This window comes from Pelagerythrobacter sp. Soil_C_18, assembly GCF_057657235.1.
This window is the reverse complement of the sequence record NZ_JBDGIU010000003.1, coordinates 43,162-67,995: the sequence shown is the minus strand read 5'-3', so window position 1 is coordinate 67,995 and position 24,834 is coordinate 43,162. Positions and strand designations below refer to the sequence as shown.

The following is a 24,834-nucleotide window of genomic DNA, read 5'->3' as shown; positions in this document are numbered from 1 at the left end:
ACGAAAGCGTCAAGTTTTGGTGGAGGAGAACAACATGAGAAATAAGGTATCCATTCGCGCGCTGGCCCTCGCCGGTGTGAGCATTGCATTGCTTCCCCAGGCGGTACTTGCCCAGGACACCGGAACTCAGGAACCGGCCGCGCAAACCGAGGCTGCGCCCGAGGCGACCGGGCCGGTCATCGTCGTGACCGCACAGGGCCGCGAACAGTCGCTGGCCGACGTTCCCGTCGCCGTCTCGGCGGTCTCCGGCGAAATGCTGGAGAGGTCAGGCACCAACGACATTCGCGAACTGAACCAGGTGGCGCCTTCGCTGCTCGTCTCCTCCACCGGTAACGAAGCCAACGGCTCGGCACGCATCCGCGGGATCGGCACGGTCGGCGACAACCCGGGCCTCGAAAGCTCGGTCGCGGTGTTCGTCGACGGCGTCTACCGTTCGCGTTCGGGCAATGCGCTGAGCGAGCTCGGGCCGATCGACCGGATCGAGATCCTGCGCGGCCCGCAGGGCACGCTGGGCGGCCGCAACGCCTCCGCCGGCCTGATCAGCATCTACACCGCCCCGCCCGAGTTCGAGACGAGCGGCTACGGCGCTTTCACCTACGGCAATTACGATGCGATCCGCGTCGAAGGCGGGATCAACGTGCCGCTGGGCCAGACGGTCGCGGCGCGCGTCGACGGCGTCTATTTCAAGCGCGACGGCTTCTACAACGACGTCAACAACGACACGAGCGTCAACAACCGCGACCGCTACCTAGTGCGCGGGCAAATGCTGTTCGAGCCGAGCGATACGCTCAGCTTCCGCCTGGTCGGCGACTACTCGAAGAAGGACGAGGCGTGCTGCGCCGCGACGTTCGTGCAGACCGATTTCGCACCGCTTGCGCGGATGAGCCCGGGGCTCGACTCGTTCGCCCGGCCCGAAGGCGGTCCGCCCCTGACCAGCACCGAAAACCCGATCATCCCGATAATGATCGCGCTCGGCCAGGATCCGCGCGCGCTCAACCAGGGCACGTTCAACCGCGACATCTACGTCACGCCCGGACGGACCTACGAAGGCGCTACCGAAGACTACGGCGTGTCGGGCGAGCTCAACTGGGATCTCGGCGGCGTCAGCCTGACCTCGATCACCGCCTACCGCGAGTATTCGAACACCCAGGCGTCCGACACCGACTACACGCAAGTCGACATCATCTACCGCGCCCCGGGCGATTTCGCCGGTGCCCGCGAGTTCAAGACCTTCAGTCAGGAACTGCGCCTGCAGGGCTCCGCGTTCGACGACCGGCTCGACTGGCTCGTGGGCGGCTACTACGCCAACGAGAAGCTGGAAGTGCGCGACAATCTGCGCTTCGGCGACCAATACGGCACGTTCGCAGCCTGCCGCATCGCACTCGCGATCAATCCCGCTCTGGCCAACCCGGCTGCCGAGAACTGCCTCGGCCCGAATGTGGCGGCGCTCGACGGCACCCTCACCGGCACGCCTGCATTCGGCCCCGCCACCCCGGCGATCCTTGCCGCGATCAACAATCTCGGCAGCATCAGCGACCTGGGCAGCACGGGCGACATCTACAATCAGACGAGCAAGAATTTCGCGCTGTTCACGCACAACATCTTCCACATCACCGACACGGTCGATCTCACCCTTGGCCTTCGTTACACCAACGAAACCAAGGACTTCGACGCGGCGTTCAACAACGACAACACGATCTGCCCTACCAACCGCGCCCTGCTCGGCGGGCTCCTCGGCGTGCCGGCGCTCGCCCCGCTTGCGGGCGGCATCATTTCGCTTTCGTGCCAGGGCAACTCGAGCTCCGAGCTCGACGGGCTCACCCTCAGCGATACGCGTGACGAGGACGAGTTCACCGGCACGGCGGTGCTGAGCTGGAAACCGACTCCCGACCTGCTGCTCTACGGTTCGTACTCGCGCGGCTACAAAGCAGGTGGTTTCAACCTCGACCGCTCGGCGCTTTCGAGCCCGGTGGCGTTCGATCCCGATACGATCGACGTCGGATCGCTGCAGTTCGCGGAGGAGACGGTCGACGCGTTCGAGATCGGCGCCAAGTACTCTACACGCCAGTTCGGCTTGAGCGTGGCGGCGTTCCGCCAGGAGTTCTCGAACTTCCAGCTCAACACCTTCAACGGGTCGTTCTACCTGGTCCAGAACATCAACGCCTGTTCCGCCGATCTCGGCGGCGCGGACCAGGATGCAAGCGCCACGACCGGCGCCTGCGCTCCCGAGGACGTGCAGCCGGGCGTGATCGCACAGGGCATCGAGTTCGAGGCGTCGCTCAACCCCGTTCCCGATCTCGCGTTCACGATGGGCCTGACGTATTCGGACACGAGCTACGAGGACAACCTGATCGGGGACGACAGCGGCGCGCCGCTCGATCCCGCGCTGCGTCTGCTGCCAGGTGACAACCTGTCGAACGCGCCCGAGTGGGTCGCGACCTCGTCCGTGTCGTGGACGCCGGAATTGACGCCGGGCGGTCTGCGGGGGCTCGTGTTCTTCAACGCACGCCTGACCGACGACTACAACACCGGCTCCGACTTGCTCTACGGCAAGGAGCAGGACAGCTACTTCATCGTCAACGGCCGCGTCGGCGTGACCAACATCGCCGGGCGGTTCTCGATCGAAGGCTGGGTGCAGAACCTGTTCGACAAGGACTACACCCAGATCGCGTTCAATACGCCGTTCGTTGCTCCGCAGCAGACCTACTCGGCATTCCTCGCCGAGCCGCGGACTTACGGCATCACAGTGCGGGGCGAGTTCTGACGCACAGCAAAAACACCAACGATGGAAAGGGGCGCTCTCGGGCGCCCCTTTTCATTTCAGGGTCCGCGTGCCGAACAGTGCTGTGCCTACCCGTACGTGTGTCGCGCCGAGCATGATGGCGGTTTCGTAATCGCCGCTCATGCCCATGCTGCGCCCTGCCAGCCCGTGGTCGCGCGCCAGCTTGTCGAGCAAGGCGAAGAACGGGGCGGGCTCGATCTCGAGGGGCGGAATGCACATGAGGCCGGCGACGGGGATCCCGGCCTCGCGAGCCAGCTTCAACAGTTGCGGCAGTTCGCCGATCGCACAGCCGCCCTTCTGCTCCTCACCACCGATGTTGACCTGGACGAAGCACGGCACGCGCTTGTCCGCCTTGTCCATCGCCTGTGCGAGCGCCTTCACGAGGCTTGGCCGGTCGAGCGAATGGATAACGTCGAAAAGCGCGACGGCCTCGTCCGCCTTGTTCGACTGAAGCTGCCCGATGAGGTGGAGCTGTACCGCCGGGTTCGCTTCCCGGAGTGCGGGCCACTTGCCCTGCGCCTCCTGCACGCGGTTCTCCCCGAACGCGCGCTGACCCTGTCGCAGCAGCGGCTCGATGGCTTCGGCCGGGTGTGTCTTGCTCACCGCGATGAGCGTGACTTCGTCGGGCTTGCGCCGGGCAACCGCGCACGCCTTCGCAATGTTCGCACGGACTTGGTCGAGCGGGGTCTCTGGGTTTTCCATCGTGCCGCGCTATAGCGTGCACGTGCCCCGACGCCAGACCTGTGAGCCCCTGCCCAATCTGTGGCTGCTCTCCGATGCGCGCAACGATGCGCGGCTGGAACAGACGCTTCGCGCGCTGCCCCAGGGCTCGGGCTTCGTCTTCCGGCACTACCACCTTGCGCCCGACGCGCGCCGCCGCCGGTTCGACGAACTGGCGCAGGTGGCGCGCACGTGCGGGCACGCGGCGATCCTTTCCGGCAGCGCGGGCGACGCGAAACGTTGGGGCGCGGACGGCCTCTACGGCCCGCCTGGCCGCATCGGGACCGGCGGGCCAAAGCTTCGGATCGCCACCGCGCACGACCGCGCCGAGATCGAGGCGGCCAACGCGATCGGCGCCGACGCCGCGATGCTCTCGCCGGTCTTCGCCACCCGCTCGCACCCGGATACGCCGGCGCTCGGCCCGAAGCGATTTCGCGCGCTGGCGGTGCTTGCCCGAATGCCAGTGATCGCGCTGGGCGGCATGACGGCGGCGCGCGCGCAGGAACTCGATTGGCCGCGCTGGGCGGCCATCGACGGACTTTCTTGAGTACCCGCCATTCAGCGAAAGCCAGGATGACAGGTAAACTGGGGCGCGGAGAGCGCGGTGGGCGGAGGAGGGGGCCACGACGACCACTCACTGTCCGCCTCTTGACAAAATGAACCATATCGGTTAAAGAAGCGCTCTGCCGCAGGATTCTTGACGCGGGAGTCCCCCCAAGCGCATGATGGCAGCTCACGGGAAGCAGGGGAACGAGATGGCCACCCGCGCGATCGGGAAATCGCCAACAGCAGACTGGCGCGCCGCGTTGCGGCGTTCGCTGCGCCGTGCCGCGCAAATGGCGGGCGCGGCCGTGCTGTTCGCGGCCGCCGTGTTCCTCACGCTGTCGCTGGTCAGCTACACGCACACGGACCCGAGCCCCTCCACGGCCGCCTCCGGCACCGACATCGCCAACTGGATGGGTGCGAGCGGGGCTTGGGCGGCAGAGCGGGCGCTATTCCTGTTCGGCCTCAGCGCGGTGCTCCTGCTCCCGCTGCTCTATGTCGGCGCGCGCAAGCTGTGGCGCGATGTCGAGGAGGAGGACCGCGACACCGACACGCACTGGCTGCGCCCCGTCGGCATGTTGCTGCTGGCGATGGTGCTGGTGTCCACCGTGCTCGCGCTCGCGTTCGCCGGCCCGGGCTGGCCGCTGCCAGCATCGATGGGCGGAATCACCGGGCTGCTCGGCGCGGCGGCGGTCGAGGGGATAGCCGGACGCCTGCCGGAAGGCGCCCAGGGCTGGGCGATCCTCGGTATCACGCTGGCGAGCCTCGCGCTCGGCGTCGCGCTGCTGACCCGCGTCTTCGCGATCGACTGGCGCGCGCTGCTGACCCTGCCGATGTTCCTCAAGCGCGCGCCCGCGCTGCCGCAGGGAGACATTCCCTTCCTTTCGAAGCAGCGGCGGCCGGCGAAAGCCACGGTCGCCGCCGAGGAGGACGAGGACACGGCGGAAACCGTCTCACCTCCCCGCCGCAGCCCCGAGATCGCGGAGCGCACCGCACCGCCGAAGAAGGCGGCGCTGGCGAAGCCCGCCCAGCGCGACATGTTCGCCGCTTACGAGCTGCCCAGCCTCGACATCCTCGAAGAACCGCCCACCGACAAGGGTCCCAAGCTCGACAAGCTCGCGCTCGAGCGCAACGCCCGCCTGCTCGAAACGGTGCTCGACGACTTCAACGTCAAGGGCGAGATCACCGCGGTCCGCACCGGCCCGGTCGTGACGATGTACGAGCTCGAACCCGCCCCCGGCATCAAGGCGAGCCGCGTGGTCGGCCTGGCCGAGGATATCGCCCGCAACATGAGCGCGATCAGCGCCCGCGTCAGCCCGATCCCCGGCAAGACCGTGATGGGCATCGAACTGCCCAACGCGCACCGCCAGACCGTCGCGTTCAAGGAGCTCGCCGCGTGCGAGGCTTTCGCCAACGCCAAGGGCAACCTCCCGATCATCCTCGGCAAGGATATCGCCGGCGAGCCGATCGTCGCCGACCTCGCGGCGATGCCGCACTTGCTGGTCGCGGGCACCACCGGTTCGGGCAAGTCGGTCGGGCTCAACTGCATTCTGCTGAGCCTGCTCTACCGCTTCACGCCCGAAGAGTGCCGGATGATCCTGGTCGACCCCAAGGTGCTCGAGCTCAAGAGCTACGACGACATCCCCCACCTGCTCTCCCCCGTGGTGACGGAGCCGCACAAGTCGGTCCGCGCGCTCAAGTGGGCGGTCGAGGAGATGGAACGGCGCTATCGCATGATGAGCTCGATCAATTCGCGCAACATCAACTCTTTCAACGAGCGCGTGAAGGCCGCGATCGCCAAGGGCAAGCCGCTCGGCCGCCGGGTACAGACCGGGTTCGATCCCGAAACGGGCGAGGAGCTGTTCGAGGAAGAGCAGCTCGATTACGCGCCACTGCCGCAGATCGTACTGATCGTCGACGAGCTCGCCGATCTCATGGTCACCGTGGGCAAGGAGATCGAGGTCCTGATCCAGCGCCTCAGCCAGAAGAGCCGCGCGGCCGGCATCCACCTGATCATGGCGACGCAGCGCCCCTCGGTCGACGTCATCACCGGCGTGATCAAGGCCAACCTGCCGACGCGGATCAGCTTCCACGTCACCAGCCGGATCGACAGCCGTACGATCCTGGGCGAGCAGGGTGCCGAGCAACTGCTGGGCAAGGGCGACATGCTCTACAAGCCATCCAGCGGCGCGATGGTGCGCGTGCACGGGCCGTTCGTGTCGGACGAGGAAGTCGAGGCCGTGGCCGATCACTGGCGCGCGCAGGGCAAACCCGAATACGTCGACGCCGTTACCGAGGAGCCGGAGGACGGCGGCTTCAGCTTCGACGACGAATTGACCGCGAGCGACAATCCGGACGAGCGCAAATACCGTCAGGCGTGCCAGATCGTATTCGAGAACCAGAAGGCCAGCGGATCGTGGCTCCAGCGCCAGATGGGCGTCGGCTACAACACGGCCGCCAAGTGGATCGAACGCATGGAGGAGGACGGGCTGGTCGGGCCCGCCAACCACGTCGGCCGCCGCGAGATCTACCGCGACCGAGACGGCAACCCGCTCTAGATCTAGGCGACGGCTGCGCCGCGCGCCGCGCGCTCGCGGCCGCCGAACAGCGTCAGGCGTTCGTGCATCGTGCGGTTGCGACCCGCTTCCTTCGCTTCGTAAAGCAGCTTGTCGGCCCGGGCGTAGAGGTCCGCGAAGCTCGTGCCTTCCAGTCCCCCGGCCGGCACCTCGATCACGCCCATACTCGCGGTGACAGGCGCTTCGAGCCCTTCGATGTCGGTTGCGACCCGCTGGGTGATCGCGCGGCGCAGATGCTCGGCGCGCTGGCGCGTTCCCAATCCGCGCAGCAGCAGCATGAACTCCTCGCCGCCGAGCCGCAACGCAATCGCATCGCGGTCGCCGTCCGCGCGGAGGACGCCGGCGCAGACGCGCAGCACGTCGTCCCCGACCTGGTGGCCGTGCGTGTCGTTCACGCGCTTGAAGTGATCGAGATCGATCAGCGCCATGGTGTCGAAACCCTGCCGCTGGAGCTCGGCGAAACGCATTTCGATCGCGCGGCGGTTGAGCAGCCCGGTGAGCGGATCGCGCTCGGCCATGGCTTCCATCGCGAGCGACTGCGCGCGGGCGCGGTCACGCTCGTCCTTGAGGATCATGAAACGATCCGCCGCGCCGAGCGAGGTGACGACCAGCTGGAACGCGACCGCCGCGCTGAAGGCGAAGATCTGATCCTGCGGCGCGTCGCCGAATCCGACATTGGTGAATATCCGCTGGAGCGCGACGGTCCAGATCGGCATGCAGGCGACGAACTGGTAGCGTGCCGCGCGGCTGCCGCGCAGGGCCGCCTGCCCCAGTGCGACGCAGAACAGCGCGATCAGCGGCACGAAGGCGAGATAGAAGATATCCGAACCATGCTCGCGGAGCATGGGGATCTTGGCCAGCTGGATGAGCGAGGTCGCCGCCGTGGTCGCCGCGAAATAGCGCAGGAGCCGGCGCGTGCGTTCGGGCAGACATCCCTTCTCGAACAAGTCCGCAGCGAAGACTGCCGCGGCTCCAACCCCCACGGACGAGGTCAGCGGCAGAAGCATGGAAACCTGCCATAGCGTCAGGTCCGCGAAGTGCAGCACCAGCCCCGAGGAGACGAGCGTCAGCGCCAGCATTCCGAAGACCGACATCAGATGCCAGAGCAGGAACGGCGCCTTGAGAATGCGGTAGAACGCGAGATCGAACAGCAGCGGCATGCACAGGAGCCCGCAGATCGCCGCCAGCGCGAACATCGTCTCGAGCGGCCAGCGCACTTCGTCGGGCGAGGTGACGAGGCGGCCGTCCGAGACGAGCGGCGCGACCCACGCCTCGTCGATCGCAACGACGACGCGATCCGAACTTGGGGTGACCGCAGGCAGCGGCAGGACGAAGTTCAGCCCGCTGCCGATCAGCTCCGCATCGTCCATGCCATACCGGACGCTGCGCACCGCGCCTCCGCGGTCCACCACGGAGATCACGATCTTGCCGAAGGTGCTCGCCCGCGTCGTGAAATAGGCCGGCCGCTCGCCCGTCTGTGAGAGGTCGAAGCGAAGCAGCGCACGCGGCGCACGGTAGTCGGCGATGCTCCCGTCGCAGCGCCACTGCGGCGCCGTCGCCCCGGCGCCTGCGGGATCGGAGGACAGCGTGGCGGTTGCCTGGCACGCGGGTGCGATCGGCTGCGCATGCGCCGCAGACGCGGCAAGCAGCGCCAGCGCGGCGGCGGCGATTGCCAACAGACCCTGGAGCGCACGTCGAAGCATGCCGCGCGCGGTATGCAACAATTATTATCTTCGCCTTAAACCGCGCGCGACTGGTGCGCCGAAAGGCCTCCCGATCAGCCGAGCACTTCGGCGATCGGGCGATGCCCGTATCCCAGTTCGTCGGCCACTGCCTTGTACGTGACCTGACCGGCATGGACGTTCAGCCCTTCGGCGAGATGCGGATCGCGGCGCATCGCTTCCTTCCAGCCGAGCTCGGCAATCTGCAACGCATGTGGCAGCGTGACGTTGTTGAGCGCGTAAGTGCTTGTCCGCGCAACACCACCCGGCATGTTGGCGACGCAGTAATGCACCACGTCATCGATCACGTAAGTAGGCTCCGCATGGGTGGTCGGACGGCTGGTCTCGAAGCAGCCGCCCTGATCGATCGCGACATCGACCAGCACCGCACCGGGCTGCATGCACTTGAGCAACTCGCGCGTAACCAGCTTCGGCGCGGCAGCGCCCGGGATCAGCACGGCACCGATCACCAGGTCGGCCTGGCAGACCGCCTCCTCGAGATTCGCCTTGTTGGAGAAGCGCGTCTTGGCGCGGCTTTCGAAGTGGATTCCCACCCGCTCGAGCACGGCCGGGTCGCGGTCGAGAATCGTCGTGTCGGCGCCCAGGCCGACCGCCATCTGCGCCGCATTGAAACCGACCACGCCGCCGCCGATGACGAGAACCTTCGCCGGCAGAACGCCCGGCACCCCGCCGAGCAGCACGCCGCGCCCGCCGTGCGCCTTCTCCAGCGCGGTGGCGCCCGCCTGGATGCTCATGCGCCCGGCGACCTGGCTCATCGGTTTCAGCAGCGGGAGCGAGCCGTTGGGGCCCGTCACCGTCTCGTAGGCGATCGCGGTCACGCCGCTTTTCACCAGGTCGGCGGTCTGCGGCGCATCCGGCGCGAGGTGCAGGTAGGTGTAGAGCACCTGGCCTTCACGCAGCCATGCGCGCTCCTGCGCCTGCGGCTCCTTGACCTTCACGATCATCTCGCACTCGGCGAAGATCGCCTCCGGCCCGTCTTTGATGAGCGCGCCGGCCTGGCGATACTCGGCATCGCCGGCGCCGATCCCGTTACCCGCCCCGCTCTCGATCCACACCTCGTGGCCATGCGCCACCAGTTCGCGCGCGCTTTCCGGTGTCAGGCCGACGCGGTATTCGTGATTCTTGATTTCCGTGGGGCAGCCGATGCGCATGGATGAAACTCCTCATTGCCGACGCCGTTGCGTTTGTAACTACCGCGCAGCCTGCTGTCTGCCCCCGATCAACGGAGGTGCGTCGCGCGGCGCATTGCGATGTGCTGTCATTGGTCTGTCACACAAATGGCATAGCGGCGTCACTCATCGGTCGAACAACTGTCAGTTACAGGTAACCCAAATGAAACACGCGCTCCGCGCCTCCGCACTGGCGATAGCAATCGGCACCGCCGCACCCGCAATGGCGCAAGACGGCGACGCCGCCATACAGAGTGAACTCGCCACGATGCGGGCCGAGATGGCGCGCATGGCCGCGCGCATCGCGACGCTCGAGGCGGACCTCGCCGCGGCAGAGGCCGAACCCGCCGAATCGTCCCCGCCAACGGTAGCGGCTCCTGCAACGGAGAACGGCGACGAAACCACGGTCACCTGGAAGGGTGCGCCGGTGATCGAGACGGAAAGCGGCTGGAGCTTCAAGCCGCGCGGCCGCCTGCAGATCGATGCGGGCGTGATCGGTGCGCCGGGTTCGACCGGGGCCGACGACGGCTTCGGCAACGAGATCCGCCGCGCCCGCCTGGGCGTGGAGGGCGACATGCCCGGCGGCTTCGGATACAAGTTCGAAGCCGATTTCGCAGGCAACGAGGTCGAAATCTCGGACGCGATCCTGACTTACGGCACCGGCGGGTTGACGATCTCCGCCGGGCAGCACAACAATTTCCAGGGTCTGGAGGAGCTGACCAGCAGCCGCTTCACCTCGACCATGGAGCGCGCGGCGTTCACCGATGCCTTCGGCTTCGAGCGGCGCGTCGGCCTCTCGGCGCAATATGCCGGCCGCGACTGGCTGGTCCAGGGCGGGCTGTTCACCGACAACGTGGACGACCTGTCGAACGAGAACTGGAGCGCGGACGGACGCGCGGTCTTCATGCCGAAATTCGGCGACACGCAGCTTCATCTCGGCGGCTCGGTCCACTACGCAGACTACGAAGCGGGAACGACGCTGCGCTACCGCCAGCGGCCCTTCCTGCACTTCACCGACGACCGCTTCATCGACACCGACGCGTTCGGTGCGGCGAGCGAGTTGGGGCTGGGGCTGGAGACTGCGGCGATCGCGGGCCCGTTCCACGCGGCGGCCGAGGGCTTCTGGCAGAAGGCGGACCGGCCCGGCGCATTGGCCGACCCGACGTTCTTCGGCGGCTATGCCGAAGTCGGGATGTTCCTCACTGAAGGCGACACCCGCGGCTACAAGGGCGGCAAGTTCGACCGCGTGAAGCCCGCCAATCCGGTCGGTGAAGGCGGCTTCGGCGCGGTGCAGGTGAACCTGCGCTACGACTATCTCGACCTCACCGATGCGGGAATCGTCGGCGGAACGCAGAACGGCTATGCCGTCTCGCTCGTGTGGACGCCGACGGACTATACGCGTTTCATGGTGAACTACGGCCGCATGCAGTATGACAATGCGGCCATTCCTGCCGCGGGCGGCGACACGTCCTATGGTGTCGACGCCTTTGGCGTACGCGCACAGATCGATTTCTGAACCGCGTGACCTTTCTTGTCATGCACTTGTCACAGATCGCCCATATCGGCGATGCGATCCTGAAACCCGAGGGGTAAGACCATGCGTACCACCATCTCTTTATGCCTCGCCGCGGCCGCGGCGCTTTCGCTTTCCGCCTGCGACGCACCGGGCGCAGGAGGCACGCGCGATTCGATCCGCGCCGTTGGCTCGTCGACCGTCTATCCCTTCGCCAAGGTGGTCGCGGAAAACTTCGCCCGCTCCCATGCCGACTTCAAGTCGCCGCTGATCGAATCGACCGGCACGGGCGGCGGCATCGCGCTGTTCTGCGCAGGCGTCGGCCCGACGACACCCGACATCGCCAACGCCTCGCGCCGGATGAAGAAGAGCGAATTCGAAACCTGCCAGGCGAACGGCGTGGAAGACGTGATCGAGCTGCAGGTCGGCCTCGACGGGATCGCCTTCGCCTCCGCACAGGGCGGCATCATGATGAACCTGACGCCCGAGATCGTCTACAAGGCGATCGCCGCCCAGCCTTACGGCGAAGAGCAGACCGCGAAGACCTGGGCCGATGTCGATCCCTCGCTGCCGGCCGAACCGATCCTGGTCTACGGCCCGCCCTCCACCTCCGGCACGCGCGACGCGCTCAAGGAACTCGTCCTCGAGGTCGGCTGCGACGCCAACCCGGCAATGGAGCAGATCAAAGAAGGTGATGAGGACCGCCACGCGCAGATCTGCACCGAGGTTCGTTCCGACGGCGCCTATGTGGACCAGGGCGAGCAGGACAACCTGATCGTCCAGAAGATCGGCAACAATCCCAAGGCGGTCGGCGTGTTCGGCTATTCCTATCTCGAAGAGAACGCCGGCAAGGTCCAGGGCCTGCCGATGAACGGGGTCGAGCCGACCTACGAGAACATCTCGAGCTTCAGGTATCCGGGTGCGCGCCCGCTCTACATCTACGTCAAGAAGGCGCATCTCGACGCCATCCCCGGCCTGAAGGAGTTCATCGCCGAGTGGACGCGGAGCTGGGGCAAGGGCGGCCCGCTCGCGAAGATCGGCCTGGTCCCCTCGCCCGAGGACGCCATGGCCGAGAACCTCGAAGCGGCGACGCAGCACACCGCGATGACCGGCGACGAGCTCGAATAACCAGTCGCTCCATCGGCTCCAGAACAAGGGCGCCGTCTCTCCAGAGGCGGCGCCCTTTTCGCGTGTCCGGAAACGAATCCCCGCGCCAAGCGCTGAATCGGCGCGAAAGGGGACAAGAACGATGGCGGCACGCGCCTATTGGCAGGGTCAGATCAGGCTGGCGCTGGTCTCGATACCCGTCGAAGTCTACGCCGCGACCAAGAGCGGCGCTTCGATATCCTTCCGCCAGATCCACGAACCGAGTGGCAAGCCGATCAAGTACGAGAAGGTCGTGCAGGGCCTCGGCCCGGTCGACCGCGACGACATCGTCAAGGGCTACGAGATCTCGAAGGGGAACTATGTCCTGCTGGAGGAGGAGGAGATCGAGGCGGTTCGGATCGAGAGTCGCAAGACGCTGGAACTCGTCCAATTCGTCGATGCGCACGAGATCGACGTGTTCTACTTCGAAAAGCCCTACTTCGTCGTCCCGCAGGACGAACTGGCGGAGGAAGCCTTCGTGGTCCTGCGCGAAGCCTTGCGGCAGAAGGGGAAAGTGGCGATCGGACAGCTGTCGGTGCGCGGGCGCGAGACGCTCGTCAGCCTCAAGCCGTGCGGCAAGGGCATCGTGCTCGAGACCCTGCGCTACGAGGACGAGGTTCGCCGTGCGCAGACCTACTTCAAGGACATTCCCGACACCAAGCCGGATAAGGAGATGCTCGACCTCGCCGGCGCATTGATCGACCAGAAGAGCGCCCCCTTCGACGCCGGCGAGTTCCGCGACCGCTACGTCGACGCGATCCGGAAGCTGATCGACAAGAAGGCCAAGGCGAAGGGCAAGAAGGTGCTGGAGGACGTCGAGGAACCGGCGCCGTCCGGCAAGTCGAACGTGATCGACCTGATGGCTGCGCTCAAGAAGTCGGTGAAGGACGACAAGCCTGCGAAGAAGAGCCCGGCGAAGAAAGCCCCGGCGAAGAAGTCGACCGGTTCAAAGGCGAGGAAGCGCGCCTGATGGACCTCAACGATCCCGTCCTGGTCCACTGGATCGACTGGGACCTGCTCACGCGCCTCGGCGTCGCTGCCATCCTCGGCCTCGTTCTCGGCCTCGACCGCGAAGTGCGTGGCCATGCAGCCGGCCTGCGTACCCACGGGTTGATCTGCTTTTCGGCCGCGGCGATGACCGTTTCGATCATCGCTCTCTACAATCAGCTCGGCGGCGTGCGTATGGACCCTCTGCGCGTGTTCGAGGCGACCGGCGCCTTCATCGGCATCATCGGTGCCGGCCTCATCGTCTTCTCAAAAGGCCAGGTGAAGAACCTCACGACGGCGGCGCACCTGTGGCTGGTCGCAGTCGTTGGGATCGCCTGCGGTGCGGGCCAGTGGCCGCTGGTGGCGGTCGGCATCGGTGTTTCGCTGATCCTGCTGACGGTGCTGTGGTTCGTCGAGAAGCGCTATTTCCCCGACACCGAGATCGAGGGGGAAAGCTGATGGCGGCGAAAAATCCGCTCGCCGAATACAACCGCAAGCGCGACTTCGCCAAGACGGCGGAACCCGCCGGCAAGCGCGCCAGCAGCGAGGGCGGTAACCGCTTCATCGTCCAGAAGCACGACGCTACGCGCCTCCACTGGGACTTCCGCCTGGAGGCGGACGGCGTGCTCAAGTCCTGGGCCGTGACCAAGGGGCCCTCACCGGACCCCGACATCAAGCGGCTCGCGGTCCGGACCGAGGACCACCCGATGTCCTATGCCGAATTCGAAGGCACGATCCCCGAGGGCGAATACGGCGGCGGCCCGGTGATGCTGTGGGACCGGGGCACCTGGGCGCCGGTCGAAGGCAAGAGCTGGAAGGACATCGACAAGGGCCACCTCCACTTCACGCTGCACGGCGAACGCATGAACGGCGAATGGCTGCTCGTGCGCATGAAGAAACAGCCCGGCGAGAAGCGTGAAAACTGGCTGCTGCGCAAAGTGGCCGACGAATATGCCGAAGAAGGCGACCCGCTGGTCGAACGGGAGCTGACCAGCGTTCTCACCGGCCGCTCGATGGCGGAGATCGCCGCCGACGTGAAAGGCGAGCACTCGCTGAAGGGGAAGAAGGGCAAGGCTTTCGCCAGCGAGATGGCGAAGGCGGCCAAGCACAACGCCCGCAAGGCCAAGCCAAAGCGCAAGGCCGCGGCCGGCAAGCCGCCGAAGTTCCGCCCGCCCCAGCTCGCCACGTTGGTCGATGCCGTGCCGACGGGCAACGGCTGGATGCACGAGATCAAGTTCGACGGGTACCGCGCGCTCGTCGCCGCGGCGGGGGAGGACGTGCGCGTCTATACCCGCAGCGGCAAGGACTGGAGCGAGAAGTTCGCCCCGCTGGTCGCGAACTTCGCGGCGCTCGACCTGCCGTCATGCCTGATCGACGGTGAGATCGTCGCTTACGGGAAAGACGGCAATCCCGATTTCTCGTCGCTTCAGAAGGTCCTCAAACGCGGGCACGGCTCGCAAGGGAAAGACGACGCCCTCACCTTCCACGCCTTCGACCTCCTCGAAGTCGATGGAGAGGACCTGGCCAAGCTCCCGAACATCGAGCGCAAGGAACGGCTAGAGGCGCTGCTCAGGAACGCCGAGCCGCCGATCCATGTCGCCGACCACGTCATCGGGGCAGGCGAGAAGCTCTACCGCGCCATGTGCCAGGCGAAGCAGGAGGGGATCATCTCCAAGGCGGTGGACTCGCCCTATCGCGGGACGCGCACGCGCAGCTGGGTCAAGGTCAAGTGCACGCTGCGGCAGGAATTCGTGATCATCGGGTGGAAGAAGTCGAGCGCGAAGGCCCGGCCGTTCTCGTCGCTCCTGCTGGCGCAGCACGAGAACGGCAAACTCGCTTACAAAGGCAATGTCGGCACCGGCTTCAACCAGGACACGCTGGCCGATCTGGCGCAGAAAATGGCACGGCTGGAGCGCAAGAAAGCGCCCGCCGAGGTCGACAGGGTATCCGCGCGCGGGGTCACCTGGCTCGCGCCCAAACTGGTCGCCGAGATCGCCTTCGCCGAGTTCACCGCCGAAGGGAACGTGCGCCACGCGAGCTTCATCGGCCTGAGAAGCGACAAGCCCGCCGAGGATGTGACGCCGGAAGAGCCGGATGAGGCGCCTCGGGATGAAGTGGCGGACGCGGTGAAGATCTCCAACCGCAGCCGCGTGATCTTTCCCGACAGCGGCCAGACCAAGGGCGATCTCGCCGACTACTACGCCAGCATCGCGCCGCTGATGCTTCCCTTCGCCGCACTTCGCCCGGTCAGCCTCGTACGCTGTCCCCAGGGACGGGCGCGAAAGTGCTTTTTCCAGAAGCACGATTCCGGATCGTTCGGGGAGCACGTCCATCACGTCCCGATCACCGAGAAGAAGGGCGGTACCGAAGACTATCTATACGTCGAGGACGCCGCGGGCCTGCTCGCCTGCGTGCAGATGGGCACGATCGAATTCCACGGCTGGGGCGCCCGCAGCACCGAGGTGGAGGACCCTGACCGGATGGTGTTCGATCTCGACCCCGATGAAGGGCTCGATTTCGGCAACGTCAAACAGGCCGCGAAGGACATTCGCAAGAAGCTCGCCGATCTCGGCCTCACCAGCTTCGCGATGCTTTCGGGTGGCAAGGGCGTGCACGTCGTGGTCCCCCTCACCCCCGGCCATTCGTGGGAGGAGCACAAGGACTTCTCCAAGCGCTTTGCCGAAGCGCTGAGCATGGCCGAGCCCGACCGCTTCGTCGCCACGATGAGCAAGGCCAAGCGCAAGGGGAAGATCTTCATCGACTATCTGCGCAACCAGCGCGGCAGCACGGCGGTGGTCCCCTACTCCGCCCGCGCGCGCGAAGGCGCGCCGGTCGCCGCGCCGATCTCCTGGAAGGAGCTGGATGACTTCGCGAATGCGCAGCCGTTCTCGATCTCCGATGCGAAGGCGCTCCACAATCGGGCGGAATCGAAGGCACTGGCCGGCTGGGGTTTCGCCGAACAACGCTTGCCGGACATCTGAGCGGGAAGTAGCGTCGCTTCCGAATGATCGAACGCAAACTCACCGCCTGGCAAGAGGCCGGGCTGATCGACGCCGGAACGACAGCGTCGATCCGCGCCTACGAAGCGGAGCATTCGCGGCCCCTCGCGCTGTGGGCCGTGGTTGGGATCGGCGCGCTGGCGATCGGGCTCGGTCTCGTCTCGGTCGTGGCCGCCAACTGGGAGGCGATACCGGGAACGGTGCGGCTCGCGGTCCATTTCGCACTGCTGGCGGTGCTTGCCGCCGCGCTCTGGTGGCGGGGCGAGGGGCTGCTGTCGCAGCGGCCGTGGGCACATGAGGCGCTGCTGTTCGTGTTTGCCGTGCTCGGGCTCACCTTCTTCGGGCATCTGGGCCAGGTCTATCAGACGAGCTCGCCGCTGTGGCAGCCGCTTGCCCTGTGGCTGGCGCTGTTCGCGCCGGTGATCCTGCTGCGCGGAGCGAGCTGGCTTACCGCAGCGCTGCTCGCCGTCGTGCTCGCCTACGCCTGCTGGGATTTTGCGGACCCGACGCGGCCGCTGTTCGGTTTCGACCGGGGGGAACGCCCCGCGCTCGTCATGGGCCTTGCGACCGCACTGCCCGTGCTGCTCGCACCGCTGGGCGCCTGGATGCGCGGGCGCAGCACGCGGATCGATTTCTGGCGCCGCCTCGAACAGCTCGGCTTCGCCTATGCGCTGGGCTGCGCCTCGCTGATCGCAGCCGCCAGCGGTCTCGACGACTTCGACCGCGACACCGAGCGCTTCCTCGCGTTCGCGACGCAGATCGTGCAGGCCGCCATCGGCCTCGGTGCAGCGGCTCTGGTTTTCGCCGCCAGGCGCAGCACCTCGGGACGCGCCGCGGCTTGCGTCATCGGCGGGGCAGCGCTCGTGCTGCTCGCCGCCCATCTTGTCGACGGGAGCATGCTGGGCGGCGCAATCCTGTTCATGGCGCTGTGGGTCGGCGTCGCGCTTGCGGCACTCCACGCGGGATGGCGGCGGATCTTCCAGCTCGCCGTCGCCGTGATCGCGGTGCGGCTGGTGATCCTCAGCTTCGAGCTTGCAAGCGATCTGCTGACCAGCGGTGCTGGGCTGATCGTTGCCGGGCTGCTGATCCTCGCCGTGGCGTGGATCGCGGTACGCGTCTCGCGCCGGCTCGCTCCACCTGAGGAAAGCGCGCCATGAACCGCCGCCTCGCTCTGGTCCTGACCCTGGCGCTCCCGCTCGCCGGCCTCGCCGCGAGCTGGGCAACGACGCACCGAACGGCACAGCAGGGCACTGAATGGCTCGTACCGATCGGTGGCTACGACCCGCGCGACCTGCTGCGCGGCCACTACGTGATCTACACCTACGATTGGCCGGGTCTCGAAGGCGGGTCGGCCGACCTCACGAGCGAGCCGATGCTGTGTCTCGAGGGGCAAGCCCCCAATCTGGCGCGCGCGCATCTGCCCGGCGGCAAGCCCTGCGAGCACCCCGTCCGGGCGAGCGGCGGATGGAACGACCCCGAAGGCGGACTGGCAAGCGGCCGCCTCTATGTCTCGCAGGAACGCGCGGCTACGCTTCAGCGTCAGCTCGCGGATCCCAAGCTGCAGGGCATCGTCCGTATCCGCGTACGCAAGGACGGGCACCTGACCCCGCTCGATATCACGTTCCGCCCTCGCCCGGCCGTCCCCGGGGCCCCGGTCGACCCAACCCCGTAAGTCGCTCGCGCGCGGCCGCGACGATTCGCCTCTTTTCCGCGTCGCTTGCCGCCGCCCAGCGGCCGATCTCCTCAAGCGTTCGCCCACACCCTTCGCACAGGTCACCTGCTGCGGAGACGCGGCAGACGTTACGGCAGGGGGAGGCGATCTCGTCAGCCATCGCCGCGCGATCGCGGAGCAGCCGGGCAATTGCAAAGGCGTTCTCGTGCGCCGGACGCGCCTCCCGTGCCGCAAAGCAACGAAGGCCTCGCACGGCGGTCTGGCGGTGGCGCTCCTCAGGCTCTATCCATCCGACCGGATAGACCAGTCGATGCTGGCGATCGCCCGTGGCTGGGCGACGGGACGCATCGTCCGCAAGGGAGGCAGCCGCGGGGCAGAGCGCCTACGTCTTCGTTTTCGACCACTGCTATCCTGCGGCGCGCGCATGCGACCTGTGCGCCTTCCGTGCGGGCGAGCTGCCCTTCGTGTTCGAAGCTCCGGCGCGAGCTGCGTCAGGCGTTCGATCCCCGAAGGACCTCGCCGAAGAACAGCAGCGTGTCCGTCAGATGGCGGCGCCAGTAGGGCCAGTCGTGGCCGCCTTCATGCTCAGCGTAGTCGTGGGTGACGCCCGCTGCGGCAAGGGCCGTGTGCAGGGCTCGGTTTGCCGGGAGGAGATCGTCGTCCCGCCCGCAGTCGAAGCGGAACGGCGGCAGCGGTGCCGATGCGCTGCGAAGGGCGGCTAGGACACTCGTGTCGGCAGCATTCGTGCTCCAATCCCGGCGCGATCCGGGCGCTATGAGCGTGTCGAGCTGGCTCGCCTCTGTGATGGCCGAGTGCGCTGACGCGGCTCGGAAGCGTTCGGGATACTTACCGAGAAGGCGAAGCGCCGCGAAGCCGCCCATGCTGAGCCCCGCGATCAGCAGCGGCGAGTGTTCGCTGGAGGCGGGCACCGCCAATCGGGCGGCCAGCGGGACCTCGTCCACTATCCAGCGCTCGAAGTCCCGGTCGCGGTGCGGGACATAGCCCGATCCGTCGCGCCACAATCCGTCGGAGGGCATGGCGAGCACCATCGGAGGTACGGCTTCTGAGGCGACCAGCTCGACCAGGGTTCGATGCGCCGCCCCCTTGAACGCCCATGCCCAATGAGAGCCGTAGACGCCGTGGAGCAGGACGACGATCGGCAGGTCCGCGGCGCCCTCCGCGCCGGGCGGCGCATAGAGCGTAACATCCGCGCGGTGCCCGAGCGCCGGGCTGGAGACGGTCACGAAGGTGAAGCCCGGCTCCGTCAGCGCGGGATCAGAACACTCGATCGTTCGGAAAGACGGCCGGTCAGTCAAACAGCACGACTCCCTTCGTGGTTCGGCCGGCGAGCATATCCTCCAGCGCCGCTCCCAGCTCGTGCAGGCGATAGGTGGCATCGACCATCGATGCGAGCTCGAGCGCTCCGGACAATGCCCAGTCGATGAGGCGGGGGAAATCCCGGTCCGGAACGCAGCCGCCGTAGAGCGGCGTGAGATAGCGCTTGTTCCACTGGAACCACGGCATAGGAACCGTAACCTCTCCGTGCGAGCCGCTGAGTTGCAGCGCGTTGCCGCCATCGCGCGCGAGGCGCAGCGGCAGGAAGGAAAGCGCGGCCTGCCCGGTCGCCTCGAAAGCGTGATCGGCGCCGCGCTCTCCGGTCATGGCAATCACGGCCTCAATCAGCGCCCGGTGGCCGGCGTCGTCGCGCGAGGCGAGGAGGCAGTCGGTGGCGCCGAGCTCCCGCGCACGGTCGAGCTTCGCCGGATGGAGATCGACCGCGATGATCCGCCCGGCGCCGGCCAGGCGCGCACCCTGAATCACACTGAGACCGACGCCGCCGCATCCCAGCACGGCGACGCTCTCCCCCGGCTGCACTTCGGCAATGTTGATTGCCGATCCCACGCCCGTCATCACGCCGCAGCCGAGAATGCAGGCCTGCGCCAGAGGCAGCTCGGAAGGAAGCGGGGTCAGTGCCTCGGGGCGGACGAGCGCGTACTCGGCGAACGTGCCGAGATTGAACGAGCGCTCGATCGCGCGCCGGTTCCAGAGGGTGTGGCCAAGGCCGGCCGCACTCGTCCCCAGCGATACGTCCCGCGCCAGCGTCCGTTCGCAGAGCGGAGCATTGCCGCGGGCGCATTGCGCACAGCGCCCGCAGGGTATCGCCCAGTTGAGCAGGACCGGCTGGCCAACCACGAAGCCCGTGACGGCGTCGCCAACCGCCTCGATCACGCCCGCGCCTTCATGGCCCATGACCAGCGGGCCGGGCCAATGCAGCGACGCATGATCGGTATGGCAGACGCCGGCCGCCTTCAGCCGCACGCGCACCTCGTCCTCCGCCGGTGCGCGAACTTCGACCGGTTCTATGACGAACGCGCCCGCCCCGTCCGCAATCGCGGCGAGGGCCGTGCGCGGCGAAGGCGGTGGCGACGTCGACATCGGCGAAGACTAGCGGCCGCGACGCCCGACGTCAGTCACGCACCCTGTCGCGATGGCGGCGGAAAACTGTCATCGGCCGAACTGGCGGAACGGTCCTAGGCCGATCCGCCGCCATGGGGTTCCGTGTGCCGCGGCAGACCGGCGGCAACGACGGCCGCGGCCAGCATGAACGCGGCGGCGATCGGCATCGACCAGACGGGCGCGCCGGGGAAGAACGTGCTCGAAATACTGCCCATCACGGTCGAGACGAGGAGCTGCGGCAGCACGATGAAGATGTTGAACAGTCCCATGTAGATGCCGAGCTTGTTCTGCGGCAGCGCATCGCACAGGATCGCGTAGGGCATGGTGAGGATCGATGCCCAGGCGATGCCAACGCCGATCATAGAGACGATCAGCAGGTCCGGGTCGCTGATGAACAGGAACGAGAGATAGCCCGCCGCTCCGGCCGCGAGATTCACCATGTGCGTCGCGGGCCGCCCGACGCGCGCGGCGATCCAGGGCAGCACGAATGCGTAGAGGGCAGCAACGCCGTTGTAGACCGCGAAAAGCACGCCCACCCAGTCGGCACCATCGTTGTAAGCCTGGCTGGTCGGGTCGGAGGCGCCGAACTGGTGCTGCGTCACCACGGGCGTCGCGTAGATCCACATGATGAAGAGCGCGAACCAGGAGAAGAACTGAACCACCGCCAACCGCTTCATCACCGGCGACATCGAGTGAAGATCGCTCAGGATCTCCGACAGCGCCCCTACCCTCGCGCGCCGTTTGACCCGGGCCGCGCTGACGATCTGTGCCAGGCCGAACGCGGCGAAGCCGCCGCCGAGAATGTAGAGCGGATTGTCGAGATCGAACAAGGACACCAGTGCGAAGACCAGAACGCCGGCCAGTAGCCACCATACCCCGCCCTTCGGCACGGTGAGATCGTCATGCCCCACAGGGCCGCTGATGCGCTGGTAGCCGCCCTGACGCTCCAGCTCGTCGGGGGAATATTCCTTGGTCGAAACCACCGTCCAGAGGACGGCGAGGAAGAGGGCCGCGCCGCCGGCGTAGAAAGCGTAGCGAACCGAGGGCGGGATCACTCCTTCGGGCGCCGTGTTGGCGACGCCGAGATATTGCGTGATGACGATCGGCGCGACCGAGGCGACGACGGCGCCGGCCCCGATGAACACGGTCTGGAAGGCATAGCCGGCGGTGCGCTGCGCACGCCCGAGCATGTCGCCGACGAAGGCCCGGAACGGCTCCATCGAGATATTGATCGAGGCGTCGAGCAGCCACAGAAGCCCCGCCGCGACCCACAGGGCGCCTGCATGCGGAAACCAGAAAAGCGCCGCCGTGCTAAGGATCGCGCCCGCCAGGAAGTAGGGCCGGCGGCGGCCGAGCCGGGTCCATGTCCGGTCGCTCAGATAGCCGACGACGGGCTGAACGAGGAGACCGGTGACCGGCCCTGCGATCCACAGGATCGGCAAGTCGTCGATCGAGGCGCCAAGGGTCTGGAATATCCGGCTGACATTGGCGCCCTGCAGCGCAAAGCCGATCTGGATTCCGAAGAAGCCGAACGAAATATTCCAGAGCTGCCAGAAGCCGAGCTTCGGCTTGTCCATCCATGCCTCCTCAAAACCGTCCGGCATTCCGGATCGGACAATCCATAGGAAAAGAGCGGCGCTCTCGCACCGCTCTTTCCGGTTAGTCGCTTCAGATCGCAGCCGGTGCCACGATCAGAACTTGTAGCTCAGGCCGAGCAGGTAGCGACGGCCGTAGCGTTGATAGTCGATGACCCGGCGCAGATCGCCGTTCTCGTACGTGATGAACGGCTCGTCCGTCAGGTTCTGGCCCTGCAGCAGAATGCCGAGACCTTCCAACGGCCCGTCCTGGAACTCGTAGCCGATCTGGGCATCGATGATCGTTTCGCCCTTGGCCGTGCGGTTCACGCGCGACACGCCGAAACCGACCACTTCGGCCAGGAACTTGGAACGGTGCCGAACGCTCGCGCGTGCGGAGAAGCCGCTCTTCTCGAAATAGACCGTTCCGTTCGCCACGTGCTTCGACAGGCCCGGCAGCGGCTGCGACGGGTTGTTCGGGTCCGGCTGGATGCTGCTTTCCGTATAGGAATAGCTGCCCACCACCCCGAAGCCTTCGAGTGCCCCGGTGAACAGGGTGAACGGCAGGGTCCCGGAAAGCTCGAGCCCGTAGATCGTGCCGCCCGAGCCATTGGCCGGCGCATTCACACGGCCGAGGAAGGTCCCCGGCTCCGGCCCTTCACCCGGCGGCGGCGTGTAATCGAAGCCGGTGAAGTCGTAGAGGATGTTCTGATTGTAGATGTAGGTCTCGAGGTACTTGTAGAACCCCGCCACGGCGACATAGGCCTCCGGGCTGAAATAGTGTTCGTACGAGATATCGACCGAATCCGCGATCCACGGCCGTGCGTTCGGGTTGCCGCCGTCGCCGCTGAAGAATGAATTGGTCGGGTCGGTCGAGTTGTAGAACGCGTCCGTCGTGCCGAAGTTGAACGAGGCCTTCATCTGCTCCATCCGCGGCCGTGCGAGTGTGCGCGCCAGGCCGAAGCGGAGCACGTTCGAATCGTCGAATCGGAACGAGAGGTTCATGCTCGGCAGGAGTTCGGTGTACTTCGAGCCCTCGTTCACCGCGATGTTGCCGTTCGCGAAGCCCTCCGAGCTCTGATCGGTGTAGACGACCTGCAGCCCGATGTTGCCGGTAAGCGAGCCGTTATCGCCGACCGGCTGGTCGATGTTCGCCTTCACCCAGCCCGTCAGCACGTCCTCGTTGACGGACCAGCCTTTGACGCCGACGTCGTTGTTGGTGTTGCGGATGAGGTCGTAGATGCCGCTGTCGATCAGCTTGATCGGATCGTAGGCGACCATTCCCGGAATGCCGAGATAGGCGAGCTCGGTCGGATCGAGCAGCGCGTCCTGCGGAATGGGAACGCTGGTGTTGTGATCCGGATCGGCAACGTTGGCCGCGAGGCTCAGGAAGAACTCGTCCGGCGTGTAGCTCTTGGAGCGCATCGTGAAGTTGGCGCCGACCTCGATGCTGTCGATGCCGCCGCCGAGCGCGTAATTGGCGCTGCCGCGGAAGGCGGTGATCTCGTCCTTGATGCTCGGCATGTTGAGGTAGCCGTCCTGGCCGCCGGGGACGATGTCGGCGCCCCAGCCTTGCGGGCTGGTGAGCTGGATCAGGCCGGGATCGCTGTAGTCGAGATCGGTATCGAAGCGGTAGAAGCCCTCGGGGTCGAACGTGAAGCCGATGGTGTCGTAGGGACCGCTACCTGCGCCGCGCGATGTACCGGAATACGTTTCGAGGATCGTATCCGTGCGGTCGACGCGCGAGTAGCTGACATCGCCCACCAGCGTCCAGCGTCCGGTTTCGTATTCCGCATTCCAGCCGAACGAATATAGATCGGAGTCGCGCGTGTTCGCATCGTTGCGGACGAGGCCCTTGACGCCGGCGAAGGTGCCTTCGGTGACCAGGCCGTCCTCGACCGTATAGCCCGGCTGCAGCGCGAGGCCGCCCCAGAGGAGCGGAAGCTCGATCCCGCGCAGGATCTGGTCGTCCTTGAACTTCGAGTAGTACGCATCGATGCGCGTGTTGAAGTTGCTGCTGGGCTGGAATTCGATCGAGCCGATCGCGCCAGTGCGGGTGAGCTCGTTCGATTGCACGTAGGGCTTGGAGCCCCCGATGACGAGGGGACCGCCGTCGCTGACAGTCGGATAGCCCCAGCTGTTGTAACGCTCGATCTGGCTCGGCGAGACCATGTGGGCGGCGCCCAACATGACGCCGATCGTGTCGTTGGCGAACTGGTCGATATACGTCCCGCTGACACGATAGCCGGTGTCGGTGGAGCCCGAATTCAACTCGCCCAGCGAAACCTTCTCGCCCCGCGCGCTGACGCTGAGCGCCCGGCGCCCGTATTCGAGCGGGCGGATGGTGCGCAGGTCGACCGTGCCCGACAGGCCCTGTCCGATCAGGCCGGAATGGGGGGTCTTGTAGACATCGACGCGCCCGATCAGTTCGGACGGGTACTGATCGAATTCGATGCCGCGGTTGTCGCCGGTCGTGACCTGTTCCCGCCCGTTGAGCAGGGTGGTCGAGAAGTCCGGCGCAAGGCCGCGAATACTGATCGCCTGCGCGCGGCCGTCGATGCGCTGCGCGGTGAGGCCCGGAAGGCGGGCGATCGCCTCGGCGATGCTGTTGTCGGGGAGCTTTCCGATATCCTCGGCAGAGATCGACTCGACGATGACGTCCATCTCGCGCTTGGTCGCGATCGATTCGGCGAGCGCAGCCCGATAGCCGGAGACGACGATGACATCGCCCGCGGCCTGCTCGTCGGTTTGCTCGTCCTGCTGGTCGGCGGCGGCGTCATCCTGCGCGAAGGCCGGAGCGGCGCCGGCCGCCGCCAAGGCGAACATGGCCGTGCCGCGCAGCAACAGCTTCCGCATGTCGATGAAATTCGTCATTTTATCTACCCCTCCAATACCGGCCGGGCACCCCACCCGCACGATCTTTGCCTCCAAGCAGCCATTCGGCGCCGGACCGG

Annotated in this window: 18 protein-coding genes; 10 read left to right on the top strand and 8 right to left on the bottom strand. The window is 66.6% G+C overall.

The window, feature by feature from the left end; all coding sequences use genetic code 11:
- Positions 1-34 precede the first annotated feature (34 nt).
- A complete protein-coding gene (locus AC3A5N_RS08415) occupies positions 35-2,764 on the top strand; it encodes a TonB-dependent receptor (RefSeq protein WP_487736874.1) in 2,730 nt (909 codons plus the stop codon).
- Between the two features lie 51 nt (positions 2,765-2,815).
- Here the strand turns inward: AC3A5N_RS08415 and AC3A5N_RS08410 are convergent, their stop codons facing one another.
- Positions 2,816-3,484 carry a YggS family pyridoxal phosphate-dependent enzyme gene (locus AC3A5N_RS08410; RefSeq protein WP_487736873.1) on the bottom strand — a complete coding sequence of 223 codons (669 nt, stop codon included), beginning with the start codon at positions 3,482-3,484 and terminating at the stop codon, positions 2,816-2,818.
- Between the two features lie 22 nt (positions 3,485-3,506).
- Between AC3A5N_RS08410 and AC3A5N_RS08405 the strand changes: the two genes are divergently transcribed.
- Entirely contained in the window at positions 3,507-4,049 is a 543-nt protein-coding gene (locus tag AC3A5N_RS08405) for a thiamine phosphate synthase (protein WP_487736872.1), read from the top strand.
- 208 nt (positions 4,050-4,257) lie between these two features.
- Complete coding sequence (locus AC3A5N_RS08400) at positions 4,258-6,603, top strand: DNA translocase FtsK (RefSeq protein WP_487736871.1); 2,346 nt, start codon at positions 4,258-4,260, stop codon at positions 6,601-6,603.
- Positions 6,604-6,605: 2 nt separating this feature from the next.
- Here AC3A5N_RS08400 and AC3A5N_RS08395 read toward each other — a convergent pair whose 3' ends face one another.
- Positions 6,606-8,324: a sensor domain-containing diguanylate cyclase gene (locus AC3A5N_RS08395; RefSeq protein WP_487736870.1), complete on the bottom strand. Its 1,719-nt coding sequence runs from the start codon at positions 8,322-8,324 to the stop codon at positions 6,606-6,608.
- A gap of 74 nt (positions 8,325-8,398) precedes the next feature.
- Positions 8,399-9,514, bottom strand: a complete 1,116-nt coding sequence (gene ald / locus AC3A5N_RS08390) for an alanine dehydrogenase (protein ID WP_487736869.1) — start codon at positions 9,512-9,514, stop codon at positions 8,399-8,401.
- A gap of 181 nt (positions 9,515-9,695) precedes the next feature.
- Here ald and AC3A5N_RS08385 point away from each other — a divergent pair, with 181 nt between their 5' ends.
- The 7 genes from AC3A5N_RS08385 to AC3A5N_RS08355 all read left to right on the top strand — a co-directional run bounded on the left by AC3A5N_RS08385 (position 9,696) and on the right by AC3A5N_RS08355 (position 17,849).
- Positions 9,696-11,048: an OprO/OprP family phosphate-selective porin gene (locus tag AC3A5N_RS08385; protein ID WP_487736868.1), complete on the top strand. Its 1,353-nt coding sequence runs from the start codon at positions 9,696-9,698 to the stop codon at positions 11,046-11,048.
- Between the two features lie 81 nt (positions 11,049-11,129).
- Positions 11,130-12,173 carry a substrate-binding domain-containing protein gene (locus tag AC3A5N_RS08380; RefSeq protein ID WP_487736867.1) on the top strand — a complete coding sequence of 348 codons (1,044 nt, stop codon included), beginning with the start codon at positions 11,130-11,132 and terminating at the stop codon, positions 12,171-12,173.
- Positions 12,174-12,294: 121 nt separating this feature from the next.
- A complete protein-coding gene (gene ku, locus AC3A5N_RS08375; protein WP_487736866.1) occupies positions 12,295-13,161 on the top strand; it encodes a non-homologous end joining protein Ku in 867 nt (288 codons plus the stop codon).
- The gene (locus tag AC3A5N_RS08370; protein WP_487736865.1) at positions 13,161-13,637 is read left to right on the top strand and encodes an MgtC/SapB family protein; all 477 of its coding nucleotides are present in this window, start codon (positions 13,161-13,163) and stop codon (positions 13,635-13,637) included. Before ku ends, AC3A5N_RS08370 begins: the two co-directional genes overlap by 1 nt.
- A complete protein-coding gene (gene ligD / locus AC3A5N_RS08365) occupies positions 13,637-16,159 on the top strand; it encodes a DNA ligase D (RefSeq protein WP_487736864.1) in 2,523 nt (840 codons plus the stop codon). The genes AC3A5N_RS08370 and ligD overlap by 1 nt, the downstream gene beginning before the upstream one ends.
- Before the next feature lie 23 nt (positions 16,160-16,182).
- Positions 16,183-17,334: a DUF2157 domain-containing protein gene (locus AC3A5N_RS08360; RefSeq protein WP_487736863.1), complete on the top strand. Its 1,152-nt coding sequence runs from the start codon at positions 16,183-16,185 to the stop codon at positions 17,332-17,334.
- Positions 17,331-17,849: a GDYXXLXY domain-containing protein gene (locus tag AC3A5N_RS08355; protein WP_487736862.1), complete on the top strand. Its 519-nt coding sequence runs from the start codon at positions 17,331-17,333 to the stop codon at positions 17,847-17,849. Before AC3A5N_RS08360 ends, AC3A5N_RS08355 begins: the two co-directional genes overlap by 4 nt.
- On the opposite strand, the gene AC3A5N_RS08350 is transcribed toward AC3A5N_RS08355, so the two are convergent.
- The 5 genes from AC3A5N_RS08350 to AC3A5N_RS08330 form a co-directional block, all read right to left on the bottom strand.
- Positions 17,794-18,009 carry a DUF1289 domain-containing protein gene (locus AC3A5N_RS08350; protein ID WP_487736861.1) on the bottom strand — a complete coding sequence of 72 codons (216 nt, stop codon included), beginning with the start codon at positions 18,007-18,009 and terminating at the stop codon, positions 17,794-17,796. The genes AC3A5N_RS08355 and AC3A5N_RS08350 overlap by 56 nt on opposite strands.
- 331 nt (positions 18,010-18,340) lie before the next feature.
- On the bottom strand, positions 18,341-19,165 hold the full coding sequence (locus AC3A5N_RS08345) for an alpha/beta hydrolase (protein WP_487736860.1): 825 nt from the start codon (positions 19,163-19,165) through the stop codon (positions 18,341-18,343).
- On the bottom strand, positions 19,158-20,285 hold the full coding sequence (locus AC3A5N_RS08340) for an alcohol dehydrogenase catalytic domain-containing protein (protein WP_487736859.1): 1,128 nt from the start codon (positions 20,283-20,285) through the stop codon (positions 19,158-19,160). Before AC3A5N_RS08340 ends, AC3A5N_RS08345 begins: the two co-directional genes overlap by 8 nt.
- 95 nt (positions 20,286-20,380) lie before the next feature.
- The gene (locus AC3A5N_RS08335; RefSeq protein WP_487736858.1) at positions 20,381-21,883 is read right to left on the bottom strand and encodes an MFS transporter; all 1,503 of its coding nucleotides are present in this window, start codon (positions 21,881-21,883) and stop codon (positions 20,381-20,383) included.
- Between the two features lie 114 nt (positions 21,884-21,997).
- The gene (locus tag AC3A5N_RS08330) at positions 21,998-24,754 is read right to left on the bottom strand and encodes a TonB-dependent receptor (RefSeq protein ID WP_487736857.1); all 2,757 of its coding nucleotides are present in this window, start codon (positions 24,752-24,754) and stop codon (positions 21,998-22,000) included.
- Between the last annotated feature and the right edge of the window lie 80 nt (positions 24,755-24,834).